The sequence below is a fragment of the Streptomyces aurantiacus JA 4570 genome (assembly GCF_000414115.1).
In the GTDB taxonomy this organism is placed as follows: Bacteria; Actinomycetota; Actinomycetes; order Streptomycetales; family Streptomycetaceae; genus Streptomyces; species Streptomyces aurantiacus_A.
On the sequence record NZ_AOPZ01000208.1, the window covers coordinates 1 to 13,756 of the forward strand.

Here is a 13,756-nt window from a genome sequence, read left to right on the forward strand (position 1 = left end):
CGGGCGGCGGCCGCGGCGGGCACAGCGCGAAGCGGCCCGGGCTCGACGCGGTGACGCTGCCCGAACCCGAACGGGCTTGACTTAAACCAAGGTTCAGGTCGGATCGTAGAGATCGTCACGCCGCGCACGGGCAACGAAACGGGTGCGGCACACGACACTCACGATCAGCGCGTACGCCGCCGCACCCCGGCCGCGTACGCCCTCACGACTGTGGAGAGCCCCATGACGCAGCGCGCCACCAGCCACCCCGACCCGACCCGCGCCGACGTGGGCCTGGCCTTCTTCAGCACCTGGCACGTCGGCACCCCCGAGCGGCAGGACGCGGCCGTCGACGCCATCGCCAAGGCATGGGAGAGCCGCCCCTGGCCGCACGAGGGCCTGTTGTCCTACCACGTGTACGCCGGGGAGGACGGCGCCACCCTGATGCACCACTCGCAGTGGCGGGACGACGACGCCTACCAGGACTTCTTCGCCCAGGGCCGGGACGAGCGGAACGCCGAGATCGACGCGGCGGTACCCGGCGTCGAACGGCTCGGCCTGACCAAGACCAGCCTGTACCGCAGCGTGACGCCGGGCTCCGGGTCCGGCGTCGTGCCCGAGGCGTTCGTGACCGTCCACGTCGACTTCGACGGGCCGGACGCCGACCGGCAGCGGGCCTGGGTGGACACCGTCCTCACGGCGCTCGACACCGGCCCGGTGCCGGGCCTGGTCTCGGCGCACTTCCACCTGAGCACCGACGGCACCCGGGTCGTGAACTACGCGGAGTGGGAGACCGCGGAGCACCACAAGCGAGCGCTGGAGGGGCCCGGCGAGGGCGTCGGCACGGCCTCGGAGGCATGGCGGCGGGTGCGGGAGTTCCCCGGCACGCTCCAGGCGGGCGAGGTGCGGCGCTACCGGCGCGTGTACGGGACCGTGCCCCGGTAGCTCGGGGCCGTGCCCCGGTAGCCCAAGTCGTCGCGCCCGGGGGCTTTACCGGGGGCCCGTACGGTGGGGTCATGAGGGGTGAACCCCGAGGAGTCCCCATGACCAAGCCCAGCGGCGGCGGCAAGGAATTCGAGATCGTCCGGGAGTTCGAGGTCGGCTCCTCGCCGCGGGAGGTGTGGGACGCGTTCACCACCGGCACCGGCGGGTGGCTGTGGCCCATGGAGTACGAGCCGCGCGAGGGCGGCGCCGGGCCCTTCGGCGGTGTCGTCACCGCCTGGGACCCGCCGCGCCGCCTCACGGTCCGCTCGGCCGACCCGGACGCGCTCCCGCCGGGGCAGAGCCTGAACCAACTGGAGCACGAGATCGTGCCCCGCGACGGCGGCCGCCGCTCCTGGGTCCGGTACGCGCACAGCGGGATCTTCACCGGGAACGCCGAGGATCCGGCGAACCTGTACGACGCGGCGGCCCGGCACCTGGACTTCCACCTGCACACCCTGCGCCAGTACCTGACGTACTTCGCGGGCCGCCCCGTCGCCTTCCTCGCCCTCGACGCCCCCGCCTCCTCGGTGCGCCCGGACGCCTTCGCGAAGCTGGCCCGGGAACTCGGCCTGCCCACGGACGCCTCGGAGGGCGCCCGCGTCCGGCTCGGCGCGGCCGGCACCGAGCTGGACGCGCTGGTCGACTTCCGCACGCCGTACTTCATCGGCCTGCGCACCGACGACGCCCTCTACCGCCTCTTCGGGCGCAACCACTTCGGCGCGCCCGTCGGCGTCAGCATCCACGACTTCGCGCCGCACGTGGACGCCAAGGGCACCGAGTTCGCCTGGCGCGACTGGCTGACCCGGCTGTACGGCTGACTGGGGCCTACGGCCGGAACCGCACCACCTGCGGGTCGTGGTCGCTGTTCTGCTCCGCGAACTCCGCGTTCACATGCACGCTGTCGTAGCGGAACGGGCCGACCCCGGGGCTGACCAGGATCTGGTCGAGCACCTGGGAGTTGCCCTGGAACACGTACGAGTAGCGCTCCGACCTCGGCAGCGTCTTGATCCCGGCGCGCAGCGCGCCGCCCGCCTCCAGGGCCTTGGTGGCGGCGGAGAACTCGAAGTCGTTGATGTCGCCGACCACCAGCACGTCCGCGTCCTTCCGCACGTCGCGGATCTCCCGCACGAAGGAGTTCACGGCCTCGGCCTGCTGCACCCGTCGGGTCTCCGAGGAACGCACCGGCGGCTGGTGGTGCGAGGTCAGCGACTCGTCGCCGCCCTTCGACGCGAAGTGGTTCGCGATCACGAAGACCGTCCGGCCGCGGAAGCTGAACTCACCGGCGAGCGGCTTGCGGCTGTTGGTCCACGCCGCGTCGGCGGGGGCGATCCGGCCGGGCGAGTGCGTGAGCGCGGCCTGCTTCCCGGCGCGCACCACGCCCGTCGCGGTGGTGGCGTCGCCGGCGCCGCGGTCGGTGAACGACACCCGGTCGGGGTTGAAGAGGAACACCTGACGGATGTTGCCGCCGGGCTCGCCGCCGTCCTTGTTGTTCACCGGGTCGATGGTCCGCCAGTCGTAGCGCGGCCCGCCCGCCGCGACGATCGCGTCCGTGAACTTCTTCAGCGTCTGATCGGCGGCGACCGTGCCGTCGTTCTTCGCGCCGTTGTTGTCCTGGATCTCCTCCAGGGCCACGACGTCGGGCGCGGCCAGGTTCGTGACCACGGCGGAGGCCAGCGCGTCGAACTTCTCCTGCGGGTCGCCCGGGTCGAGGTTCTCGACGTTGTACGTGGCCACGGCCAGCTCGCCCTTGCGCTGCGGCCGGGTCTTCTCCCGCTCCAGGCCCTTGTCCGTCACCTTGCCCAGCGTCCGGGCGGTCAGCGTGTACCCGCCGAACTGGTTGAAGTCGAGCGGGCCCTCGGCGCCACCGGCCAGCACGTCGCCGACGTCCGCCTTCGGGAACGGCTGCTCCGAGATCGGCGCGAGCTGCTGGATCTGCAGCCGCCCGGTGTTCTGCGAGGCGTACGAGCCGTACAGCGCGCCCCCGCGCCGGGTCGCGCTCTCGTGCGGCTTCACCGTCACCCACAGCTCGGAGTGCGGGTCCGTGGCGCCGACGACGCGGGAGGAGCCGACGCGTACGTTCATGCCCTCCAGGGACTCGTAGAAGTCCAGGGCGTAGGAACGGGGCTTCAGGGGCAGCGCGTTGACGCTGTTGCCCGCCGCCGGGTCGCCCGCGGGCGCGTACGCGGAGGGCACGGACGTGGCGCCCACGGTCACCGGCGCGGGCAGGGCGTTGCCGGAGGACTCCACGGTCACCGTCGGCTTGGTGATCTGGGTCAGCGACTGGTTGCCGGAGGAGGCGCCGCCGGGCACGTACTCGGTCACGGTGCCGGAGACGCGGACCGCGTCGCCCGTCTTCACCGTCGGCGCCGATGAGGTGTAGACGAAGATCCCCTCGCTGGTCGCGCGGTCGCCGTCGGCCCGCGTGTCCTGGATCCAGAAGCCCTTCGAGCCGTACCCGCGCACGCCCGTGACGATGCCCGGTACGTCGCTGACCTGCTGCCCGGCCAGCGGTGACAGGCGTGTCGTGCCCTGGATGTCGTGCACCCGGACCTGGTCGGCGGAGGCGCTGGGCGCGGTGGTGGCGAGCAGTCCGGCGGCGAGGGCGGTGGCGACGACGGCGCCGACGGCGGCGGATCTCGGTATGTGAGGCATCGGGACTCCGGGGTGAGGGTGAGGACGGGGAACGGGGACGCGGCCGGGGGAGTGGCGTGGCGCTCTACGCGCGTCAATCTCTTGTGTGGGCGGGGAAGTTGTCAAGGTTCTTCGGGTGTGTGTGATCTGTACGTTTCCTGACGGGGACATGAAGCAGGCGGCAAACGGTCAAATCCGTCTAGGCTTCACGCAGCAGACCCGTACGTCCGTCAGGAGAACCAGCCGATGTCCCAAAGCCCCGCCACCCTGCCGCCGGTGCTGCTGCACTCCGAAGCGGAGCTCGCGCGGGACGCGCTCGCCACCCCCCTGCTCGCCCGCGCCGTGCGGCTCGCCCGCTGGGCCGGTCCTGAGACCCGGGTGGGCGCGGGCGGTGAGCTCGTCGACGAGCAGCTGCCGGCCGCGGCGGCCGAGCTGGGGCTCACCGGCGGCCCCGGCGGCGACGGCCAGGACGAGCAGGGGGACGCGGCGGCGTACGCGAGCGAGGCATGGCGGGTCGCCGTCGACACCGGCCTGGTGGAGGTCGAGGACGCCGAGTCCGAGGACGCCGACGGGAGCGTCACCGCGGGCGAGGAGCTGGCGCTGCTCACCTCGGGCGGACCGCAGGACGTCCTCTCCATCTGGCTCGCCGCCCTGGAGACGGTGTTCGCCGACGCGACGGTGCCCGACCTGGAGGACCTCGTCGACGCCATCGAGGACGGCGGCGAGATCGACTTCGAGGCGCTCGGCTGGGACCCGCAGGGCGAGGCGGACTTCCTGGAGGGCGTCCTCGGCAACCTCTACCTGCTGACCGTCGGCGACAGCGCCGGCGACGACGGCGCGGTGCCGCTGCCCGCGCTCGCCGCGTCGATGATCGTGCCCGACGACATGGGCGAGCCCACGGACGACGTCCTGGAGCAGGTGTCGGACGCGATGATGCGGCTCGACGACCAGTTCCGGATGCTGGAGCCGATCGGGCTCGTCGAGTACCGGCCCGTCGACGAGGCCCTGATGGCCGACATCGACAGCGAGGAGCCGCTGCCGCCCGCCGACGACGAGGACGAGGACGTCACGCGGTACGGCATGGTCCGCCTCACGCCGCTCGGCCTGTACGGGATCCGGGCGCGGATGCTGGAGGCCGGGCTCGACGCGCCCGCCGTCGGCGACCTCGCCGACAAGGGGGCCGACACGCTGCTCGACGGCACCGCCGGTTTCCCGCAGACCGCGGCGCAGGCCGAGATCGAGCAGTGGCTCGCCCGGCGTGAACCGCTCGGCGCGGCGCGGGAGTTGCTGTCCGCCGCGCGGGGCGGGGACGAGGGGGCGCCGCTGCGGCGGCTGCGGTGCCAGCAGGCGCTGTCGCTCGTCGGGAGCGAGGCCGAGCCCGCGCTGCGCGAGGTGCTCGACGACGCCGAGCTCGGGGGGCTCGCGCGGGTGTGGCTCGCCGAGCACGGTGCCGCCGATGTGCCGGCGCCGTCCCAGGAGCTGGTGTTCTGGCTCACCATCGACACGATTGCCGCGCAGCTGGCCGCCGAGGGGAACTCCGAGGAGTTGCAGGGTCTGGTGGAGGGGCTTGCCGCGCAGCACAGCGGGTTCTTCGCCGCGGCGTGGCGGGTGGAGCATCCCGCCACCGCGGACGTCCTGGAGGCGATGGGTCGCCTCCACCCCGACAAGAAGGTAGCGAAGGAGGCCCGCAAGGCGGCCTTCAAGGCCAGGTCGCAACAGGCAGAGGCCGGGGGCTCCGCCCCGGACCCCCGTATCGGCCTGAACGGCCTCGTCCTCAAACGCCGGACGGGCTTTTCCCCACCCGCCCCCGCCCTTACTGCCTGCCGGAACAGGCGGCGAAGGTTCAGCCCCTCCGGCGTTTGAGGAGCGGGGTCCCCGGCGTTTGAGGAGCGGGGTCCGGGGCGGAGCCCCAGGACGAGCCGGGCCGGAGGCCGCGAAGACGCGGTTCCCCGGCCCGGCCCGAGGGCTCAGCACTGGTAGCGAGTCGTGTGCTTGAACGAAGACGTCGCCCCGTCGAAGCCGTACGTCCCGCGGTACGCGGGCGGGTTCTGGTACTCGCCCACGATGGTGATCTTGTCGGCGCAGGTCCCCTGCCCGGCCCGCTTCGCGTCGAGGCGGATCGTCTCGCCGATGAAGCCGCCGGTGATGTCCCAGGGGGCACCGCAGATGCCGGACGTGATCTGGCCGCCGGTCACGACGTGCGGATAGGTGTTGGGGTTGTACTTCACCTCGATGCCGAACGTGACCTGGCCGTTGTGGAGCGTGAGTTTGCAGTCGGTCGCGACGGCCTCCGCCGAGACGTCCATCTGCGTGGCGAACGCCTCGTCACGCGTCTTGACCTCGGCGCCCTGCGGATTGTGGAAACGGTGCTCCGCGCGGCCCCGGCCCTTCTGCTTGCGTGCCTGTGTGGTCATGGAACCCTCCCTCCGGGAAGTCGTGCGTCAGGCGAGCTGTTCCGCGATCTCGACGCGCAGCAGCGCGCGGACGTTCTCGATGTGGTTGATGACGGTGACCGTCGACGAACCCGCGAAGAGCAGGCCGAGTGCCACGTTGTCGGGCGAGGTCACCAGGGACCCGGAGTCGCCGCCCGCGGAGATGTTCGTGGTGAGGATCTGGTCCTTGAAGCGGGCGGTGCCCGCCGTGCCGTAGTTGACGTCGATCGTCGCGTCCACGGAGATGATCCGGCCGAAGCTGATGTTCGTGGTGCGGCCGGACTTCTTGACCAGGTCGCCGACGGCGACGTTGGCCTTGCGCCGCCAGGCGCGCGGGGCCCCGCTGAAGTACTGCTCGCGCGTCGCGTCCTGGAAGTCCACGGTGCCTAGCGCGGCGTCCACCACGTTGTTGTGCCGCTCCAGCGGGATCTGCGGGGCGAACTGGATCGTGATGAAGCGGTCCAGCGTCGCGATCCGGTCGGCGGGGTCCTGGCCGCCGTCGAACACGCCGGGCTGCACGATCGCGCTGCCGAGCTGCGCCCGGTTGGAGTCGGCGAGCACATGGTTGTTGGACAGGATGTAGAACTTCGCCGGTACGCCGAGGCCCGCGCCGGGCGGGTCGACGGACGCGCCGGGCAGGAAGTCGTACACCACGCTGCCGAGCGTGCCCGCGGTCACCCGGACGTTGCCGACCGAGAAGCCCGAGGGGCTCGGCCGCATCCGGCGCTTGAGGAGCTGCGGCTCGAACGCGCCGAGCCCGCCGGGCTCTTCGAGGCGCGGCTGGGGCAGGCCCGCGAGCTGTTCGCCGATCGCCGCCTCGGTGTCGTACGAGGGCTGGGTACGGATCTCGCCGCGCCCGGTGGCCCGGGCCTGCCGGCGCTGGGCGGCCACATGGCCGACGGCGATGATGTCGGTGGGTGTGCCGTCATCCATCTGACGGGGAATCACATCCCGTTCCGGGAGCAGTGATTCGGACACCTTCTGGGTGACGAACACGAGGACGGCGGGCTCGCCGGTGGGCTGTCCCTCGCTCCACTTCACGCCGTGGCCGAAGCCGACCACGTTCGCGAGCGGCTGCTCGCGCCGCATGAAGTCGGTCATCGCCTGCTGGCGGGAGCTGTCGCTCAGCGTGCCGCCGGTGGGTCCTCGCATCAATTCGGGCTGGCTCACGCCAGACCACCTCTTCCCCTGTGGGGTGAAGCTCACGGGTTCCGGTGAACGTCTCAGGCGTCGTCCTGCGCGCCGACGTCGCCGATGGCCAGCACGCGCACGGGCACGCCGTCGAGTACGTCCGGAACCACGTCTTCGTCACGGAGCCGGTCACGGGGCACACGGTGGGTCACGAACACGACGATCACGTCCGCGCCCGAGTCCTCGTCCCTGCCGGTGCCGACCCCGGTGACATTGGCCAGCCTCATCAGCCGGTCCTCATGGAGGCTGCGCGCCTGGTGTGCGTCCACTCCGGCTCGCCTCCCCGCGTGGGTGATGCGGTTCCGCAGGTCGCCCTGCGGGATGCGGTACTTGCGTGTCTATTGCCAGGACCATCGCCGGTCAAGGCGTCCCGCACGCGTGTCCGCAACGTACGCCGCTTCACGTAGCCGGGACCGGGCTCAGGTGCGCAGGTGCGACGCGCCGTTGAGGTCCAGGACGGCGCCCGACGCCCACTCGGCCATCGGCGACGCCAGCCACACCACCGCCGCCGCGATCTCCTCCGCCGTGCCCGCCCGGCCGAACGGGCTCTGCGCGCGGATCGCCTCGCCCTCGGCGCCGCTGAGCCGGTGCGCGACCCGCTCGGTGGCGAAGAACCCGGGCGCGACCGACGCCACCGCGATGCCGTGCGGCGCGAGCGCCACCGCGAGGGACTGGCCGAGCGCGTGCACGGCCGCCTTCGTGGCGCCGTACGCAGGGTGGTCCGGCTCCCCCCGGAAGGCGCCGCGCGAGCCGATGTTGACGATCCGGCCGCCCGTGCCCTGGTCCGTCATGCGGTGCGCGGCGAGATGGCTCAGGTTCGCGGTGGCCAGCAGGTTCACCGCCACGTGCCGCTGCCACAGCGCGGACCAGTCCTCGTACGAGGTGGTGGCGGGCGGATGCGGCAGGTTCACGGCGGCGTTGTTGACCAGGACGTCGATGCCGCCGAGCGCCTCGGCCGCGCGGTCCGCGACGTCCTTGGCCCCGGCCGGGTCCGACAGATCGCCGCCCACGAGCACGTGTCCGTCCCCGGCTAGCGAGCCGAGCGTGGCCCGTGCCTCCTCCTCACGGGAACCGAAGTGCACCGCGACCCGGTCGCCGTTGTCCGCGAAGGCGCGGGCGAGGGCCCGGCCGAGCCCGCGTGAGGCGCCGCTGACCAGCACGCGGCGACCGGTGGCCGGAAAGGGCGGGATCGGGGCCGGGGTCGGGTTCGCGGTGGTGTCCGGGGTCGTACTCATGGCAGCGCCTCCTGGCGGAACGTGGGCGTCCGGAAGTCGACCGCCGAAGTCGGTCCTCGTTCAACTGCCGTTTATACGTGAGCGGGAATCTGTCGCCGACAGCAGGCCCGGCCGTACGCGCCCTCATCCGCTCCCTCAGGAGACTTCATGCCGTCGCTCACTCGTAGGGACTTCACCAGACGATCAGCGGTCACCGGGGCGGGCGTCGCCCTGGCAGGCAGCGTCGGCGCGCTGGCCACCGCGCCCGGAGCGCTCGCCGCGGAGGACCCCGAGGTCGCGGGGGCGGCCGACGCCGAAGGGCACGACGGCGACGGCGGGCACGGCCACGGCGCGCCCGGCTACGGCCCGCTCCTGCCCGACCCCAAGGGCCTGCTGGCGCTGCCCGCCGGGTTCTCGTACCGCCTCATCACCCACAGCGGGAAGACCAAGCTGGAGACGGGCGAGTTCACCCCCTCCCACCACGACGGCACCGCCGCCTTCCCCGGCCCGCGCGGCATGACCCTGCTCGTCACCAACCACGAGCTGGGCGGCCCCCGCTCCCGCGCGAAGTTCCCCGTGCCGCTCTCCGAAGGGCTCGTCTACGACCCCGCCGCGGCGGGCGGCTGCACGGTCGTCGAGGTCCGTCGCGGCGGCGAGGTCGCCGAATGGGTCGGTGTCGCGGGCACCGCCACCAACTGCGCGGGCGGCAGCACCCCTTGGGGCACCTGGCTCACCTGCGAGGAGACCGAGGACAGGGCCGGCCAGAACGGCATGACCAAGGACCACGGCTACGTCTTCGAGGTCGACCCCTACGACCGGCGCGCCAACCGGAACCCCGAGCCCGTCAAGGCCCTCGGCCGCTACGCCCACGAGGCCGTCGTCGTCGACCCCAAGCGCGGCCACCTCTACCTCACCGAGGACGCCTCCGGCCCCAACGGCCTGTTCTACCGCTGGACCCCGCCCCACGGCTTCAGGCACGGCCGCGGCAGGCTGCGCGCCCTGGCCGACGACGCGGGCGTGCTGAAGGCCCCCAAGTGCTACGACTCCGGCGGCCGCTTCGTCGACGACCTCTCGCGTGCCACGAGGACCGGCACCGTGTACGGCGTGGACTGGGTGGAGGTCCCCGACCGCGACGCCCGTGACGTCCCCGTCCGCAAGCAGTTCGACGTCGGCGCCGTCACCCGCGCCCGCAAGCTCGAAGGCATGTGGTGGGCCGACGGCGGCGCCTACATCGTGTCCTCGTACGCCCGCGAGGAGAGCCCCGGGGCGCAGCACGACGGGCAGGTGTGGTTCTACCACCCCGGCCGCCGCACCCTGACCCTGAAGGTGCTCCTCGGCGTCAACCAGGACCCCGGCAAGGACGGCGCGTTCGACGGCCCCGACAACATCACCGTCTCGCCCTACGGCGGCCTGATCCTCGCCGAGGACGGCGACGGCATCCAGCATCTGTTCGGCGCGACGGAGCGCGGGCGCACGTACCCCATCGCCCGCAACGAACTGAACGGCGGCACGCCCGAGAAGCCGTCCTACAGCGAGTTCGCGGGCGTCACCTTCTCGCCCGACGGGCGGACGCTGTACGCCAGCATCCAGTCGCCGGGCATCATGCTGGCGATCACGGGGCCGTGGCGGCGCCAGCGCCCCTGACCCGCCAACGGCCTTGTGCGGCTGACGCGTTGACCGCCCTATGCGGTCGGTGCGTTGACGGCCCGTACGGTCGTCCCGCCGATCAGCGCGTACCAGCCGTCACCATCCGCGGCGAGCGCGGTGGCCGTGCCGTCCAGCGGCCACCGCGCCCGCTCCTTCCCGTCCCGCAGGCCGAGCGCGCGGACCTCGCTGCCCGCGGTGACGTAGACGGTGTCGCCGCCGATGGCGGGCGGGCGCTGGCCGGTGGCCTCGAACGACGCCTTCCACAGCGCCTTGCGGCCCTTGCGGACGTCGACGCCCTGGAGGGTGTTCGTGTCCGTCCAGTGCACCAGGACGCCGTCGGCGACCACGGGCCCCGGCACGCCGCCCGCACGGCGCGGCCAACTCGCGTCCAGCCCGGCGGAGTTGTGCCGCCACAACTCCTTGCCGTTCTCGGGGTCGAAGCCGACGAGCCGCCCGCCACCGAGCACCAGACCGATGCCGTCGGCCTGCCCGAGTGCCGTCGTACCGCGACCTGCCACCACGTCGAGCTGCCCGCGTACACGGCGCTCGCCGTTGCGTACGTCGATGAGATGCAGCTCGGACTCCTCGGTCAGGAGCGCGAACTCCGGCCCACGGGAGCCCTGCTGAGGGAGCGTCACAGGAGCGGCCGCCGCCCGGTCGTCGGCGCCGAGGTCCTTGTACGTCCACCGCGTGCCGCCCGTGCGCGCGTCGAGGCAGGACGCTCCCTCGACGAGGGCCGCGGGCTCCGGCGCGAGGAGCAGCGACGAGCCGGAGACGGCGGGCGGCTGCCAGGCGGGCGCGTCCTTGCGGATGTCGGGCGACGCGCCGTCGGGCAGGGTGCGAAGGCGCAGCTCCGGGTCGTTCGTCGAGCCGGTCGTGTGCAGCGTCACGAGCCGCCCGCCCGCGACCGCGTACCACCGCGTGGACCCCGACGGCCAGGCGTCCTTCACCGGCCAGGGCTTTCCCGTGCGTACGTCGACGACCTCCGCCAGCACGTCCGGCGCGACCAGGAGCCCGTCGGCCACGCCCCACAGCGCGGGCGCGGCCGGGGTCCCGCCGCCGCGCCGCCACCGCTCGGTGCCGTCGGTGGCGCGCACGGCGTGCACCTGGCCGCCCAGGGAGGTGCCGCGCTCGGGGCCGTGCACGAACACGGTGCCGTCCACCAGCAGCAGCCCGTTCAGGCCGGCGCCGCCGAGTGAGTCGTCCAGCGTCAGGGTCCACCGGGTGGCGCGCGGGGCGCGGCGTCCCTCGCGCAGGCTCAGGGGGTTCTCGTCGGCCGTATCGGAGGGACCGGCGCCCGGTGCGGTGCTGATGGCCCATCCCGCCAGGGCGGCGAGCCCGCCGCCGCCGAGAGTGAGGGCGGAGCGGCGGGTGAGGGTGCGGAGGCGGGCGGCGCGGTCTCTGCCCGGGGCCGGGGCAGGGATTGCGGTCGGGGCCGGGGACGCGGTCGGGCCCGGGGTCGGGAGCTTCGGAGCGACCGCGGCCGCCCCGTCCGCCGGAACCCGTGGAGCCGAATCGGCGATGAGGGACCGGAGGGGTTCATCGCGCCACCACAGAGGGCTGTCCGGTGCGGAGGTCCGCCGCAGCACGGCGGCGACGGTGGGACGCCGCGACGGATCCTTGTGAAGGCAGGCGGCGACCAGCTCCCGCAGGCCCGCCCGCTCCGGGACGCCCGTGAGGTCCGGGTCCTCGTGGGCTGCGCGGTACAGCAGGACGGCGACCGGGCCGGAGCCGAAGGGGTGGGCGCCGGTCACCGCGAAGGTCAGGACGGCGCCGAGCGCGAACACGTCGGTGGCCGGTACGGTCGCGCCGCCCAGGATCTGCTCCGGCGCCATGTAGCCGGGCGTACCGAGCATCGCCCCCGTCGCGGTCAGCGGGCCGTGCGCGTGCTCGCCCGTGGCGCGGGCGATGCCGAAGTCGATGACGCGGGGACCGTCGGCGGTGAGCAGCACGTTGGACGGCTTCAGGTCGCGGTGCACGATGCCCGCGGCGTGGATGCCGGCCAGGGCCTCCGCGAGGGCCGCGGCGAGCGCGCGGGCGACCTCGGCGGCCAGCGGGCCCGTGTCGGCGACGGCCCGGCGGAGGGTGACGCCCGGCAGGAAGGCGGTGGCGAGCCAGGGCCGGTCGGCGTCGGGGTCCGCGTCCACGACGGCGGCGGTGTGGGCGCCGGTCACCGCCCGTGCGGCGGTCGCCTCCCGGCGGAAGCGCTCCCTGAACCGCGCGTCCTCCGCGAGGTGTTCGTGCACCGTCTTCACCGCGAGCAGCCGGCCGCCCGGGCTCCGCGCCAGGTAGACCTGCCCCATGCCGCCCGCGCCGAGCCGGGACAACAGCCGGTGCCCGCCCAGGCTTCTCGGATCCTCCGCGAGGAGCGGCGAGGTCATGCCGGGGCACCGCCCTCGGCACGGCACCGGCGTGCGCCGTCGCCCGGCCCGGGACGCACGTCCGCACCGCGCCCGGGTGCCGTCACGGCCGTCTCTCCGGGGGCGCGATCGCCACGACCGTCCCGTCGGCGTACAGGTGGACCACGTCCGGTGCGGCGGACGCCGCCTCCACCGACGCGACGGAGTCGGACCGTGCCGCCCAGACCGTGCGGCCCGTGCGGACGTCGAGGGCGTGCAGGCCCCAGCCTGGCTCGCCCTCCGTGCCCGGCTCGGGGCCCGGGACGAACACGAGGCCGCCGGCGGTCAGCAACGAGCCGTCGGCGGCGGTGAGTTCGCCGACGTCGGTACGCGTCCACCGGGGCGCGCCCCCGGACGCCGCCGCGTACCCGCTCAGGCCCTCGGAGGTGGCCGCCAGCAGCATGCCGCGTGTGGGCAGCGGGGTCACCGCCGTGGCCGACTCCGCCCGGCGGGTCCAGCGCACGCGGCCCGTGGCCAGGTCCACCGCGCGGATCGCGGTGCGGTCCGCGTAGCAGGCCGTGCCCTTGGCGCCCGGGTGGGCCCGCGGGTACCGCGCCCCGTTCCGCACCGTCCGCTCCACCTTGCCGTCCGCCGCGCGCAGCACGACCAGCGGGTCCCGCCGCGCGTAGTCGTCCGTGCCCGGGCTGCCCGGGTTCTCCGACACGGCCACGGCGATGCGGCCGCCCGCCTGGTCGACGCCGATCACTCCGGCGGCGGCGCCCTCGTGGAACCACAGAGCCTCACGGGTACGCGCGTCGAATCCGTACGCCCGCCAGTGCCGGCCCCACGAGCTGCGCCGCGCCCACATGGTGTCGTACGGGGCGTACGTCAGGAGGCACAGCACGTCGCCCGCCAGCAGGAGTTGGCCCTGGTTGCCTTCGAGCGCGTCGCGGTCGGCGTCGAGACCGGTCGGCGCGGTGGTGCGGCGCTTCGGGTTGAGGCGCGGGTGGGGCGACGTCCACATCTCGCGGCCGGTGGTGGCGTTCAGCGCGCGCAGCTCCGGTTCGAAGAGGTCGTCCTGGAGGACGTACACCGTGTCGCGATAGCGGTCCAGGCCCTGCAGCTGCTCCTCGGAGTACACCCAGCGCACCGTGTTGGAGCGGGCCTCGACGCAGGTGAGGGACGAGGGGCCGAGCAGATACAGGTCGTCGCCGCGGCGCAGCAGCCCGCTGTCGGACCGGAGGTCGCCCACGTCACGGCTCCACAGCACCCGCCCCCGCGCCGTCGCCCCCGGCCGCCGCCGCTCCCGCGAGCCCCCGCCCGGCCGGCCCTCGCGCCC

The 13,756-nt window shown here is 73.7% G+C and carries 11 protein-coding genes; 4 read left to right on the forward strand and 7 right to left on the reverse strand.

Going from position 1 to position 13,756, the window contains the following annotated elements; translation table 11 throughout:
- Positions 1-222 precede the first annotated feature (222 nt).
- Both STRAU_RS20445 and STRAU_RS20450 read left to right on the forward strand, forming a co-directional pair.
- On the forward strand, positions 223-924 hold the full coding sequence (locus tag STRAU_RS20445) for an antibiotic biosynthesis monooxygenase (RefSeq protein WP_037660738.1): 702 nt from the start codon (positions 223-225) through the stop codon (positions 922-924).
- Positions 925-1,022: 98 nt separating this feature from the next.
- Positions 1,023-1,781: an SRPBCC family protein gene (locus STRAU_RS20450; protein ID WP_016642276.1), complete on the forward strand. Its 759-nt coding sequence runs from the start codon at positions 1,023-1,025 to the stop codon at positions 1,779-1,781.
- Between the two features lie 7 nt (positions 1,782-1,788).
- Here STRAU_RS20450 and STRAU_RS20455 read toward each other — a convergent pair whose 3' ends face one another.
- Positions 1,789-3,615 carry an endonuclease/exonuclease/phosphatase family protein gene (locus tag STRAU_RS20455; RefSeq protein ID WP_016642277.1) on the reverse strand — a complete coding sequence of 609 codons (1,827 nt, stop codon included), beginning with the start codon at positions 3,613-3,615 and terminating at the stop codon, positions 1,789-1,791.
- A 225-nt stretch (positions 3,616-3,840) separates the two neighbouring features.
- Between STRAU_RS20455 and STRAU_RS20460 the strand changes: the two genes are divergently transcribed.
- Complete coding sequence (locus STRAU_RS20460) at positions 3,841-5,457, forward strand: hypothetical protein (protein WP_016642278.1); 1,617 nt, start codon at positions 3,841-3,843, stop codon at positions 5,455-5,457.
- 104 nt (positions 5,458-5,561) lie between these two features.
- Here STRAU_RS20460 and STRAU_RS20465 read toward each other — a convergent pair whose 3' ends face one another.
- The 4 genes from STRAU_RS20465 to STRAU_RS20480 all read right to left on the reverse strand — a co-directional run bounded on the left by STRAU_RS20465 (position 5,562) and on the right by STRAU_RS20480 (position 8,452).
- Positions 5,562-6,008: a hypothetical protein gene (locus STRAU_RS20465; RefSeq protein WP_016642279.1), complete on the reverse strand. Its 447-nt coding sequence runs from the start codon at positions 6,006-6,008 to the stop codon at positions 5,562-5,564.
- A gap of 27 nt (positions 6,009-6,035) precedes the next feature.
- Entirely contained in the window at positions 6,036-7,196 is a 1,161-nt protein-coding gene (locus STRAU_RS20470) for a S1 family peptidase (protein WP_259299947.1), read from the reverse strand.
- A gap of 53 nt (positions 7,197-7,249) precedes the next feature.
- Positions 7,250-7,444: a hypothetical protein gene (locus STRAU_RS20475; RefSeq protein ID WP_052029178.1), complete on the reverse strand. Its 195-nt coding sequence runs from the start codon at positions 7,442-7,444 to the stop codon at positions 7,250-7,252.
- 192 nt (positions 7,445-7,636) lie between these two features.
- Positions 7,637-8,452, reverse strand: a complete 816-nt coding sequence (locus STRAU_RS20480) for an SDR family NAD(P)-dependent oxidoreductase (protein WP_016642282.1) — start codon at positions 8,450-8,452, stop codon at positions 7,637-7,639.
- Positions 8,453-8,599: 147 nt separating this feature from the next.
- Here STRAU_RS20480 and STRAU_RS20485 point away from each other — a divergent pair, with 147 nt between their 5' ends.
- Positions 8,600-10,075: an alkaline phosphatase PhoX gene (locus STRAU_RS20485; RefSeq protein ID WP_016642283.1), complete on the forward strand. Its 1,476-nt coding sequence runs from the start codon at positions 8,600-8,602 to the stop codon at positions 10,073-10,075.
- 38 nt (positions 10,076-10,113) lie between these two features.
- On the opposite strand, the gene STRAU_RS20490 is transcribed toward STRAU_RS20485, so the two are convergent.
- Entirely contained in the window at positions 10,114-12,459 is a 2,346-nt protein-coding gene (locus tag STRAU_RS20490; protein ID WP_016642284.1) for a protein kinase domain-containing protein, read from the reverse strand.
- Between the two features lie 82 nt (positions 12,460-12,541).
- On the reverse strand, positions 12,542-13,756 hold a 1,215-nt coding region (locus STRAU_RS20495; RefSeq protein WP_158692103.1), incomplete at its 5' end, for an outer membrane protein assembly factor BamB family protein.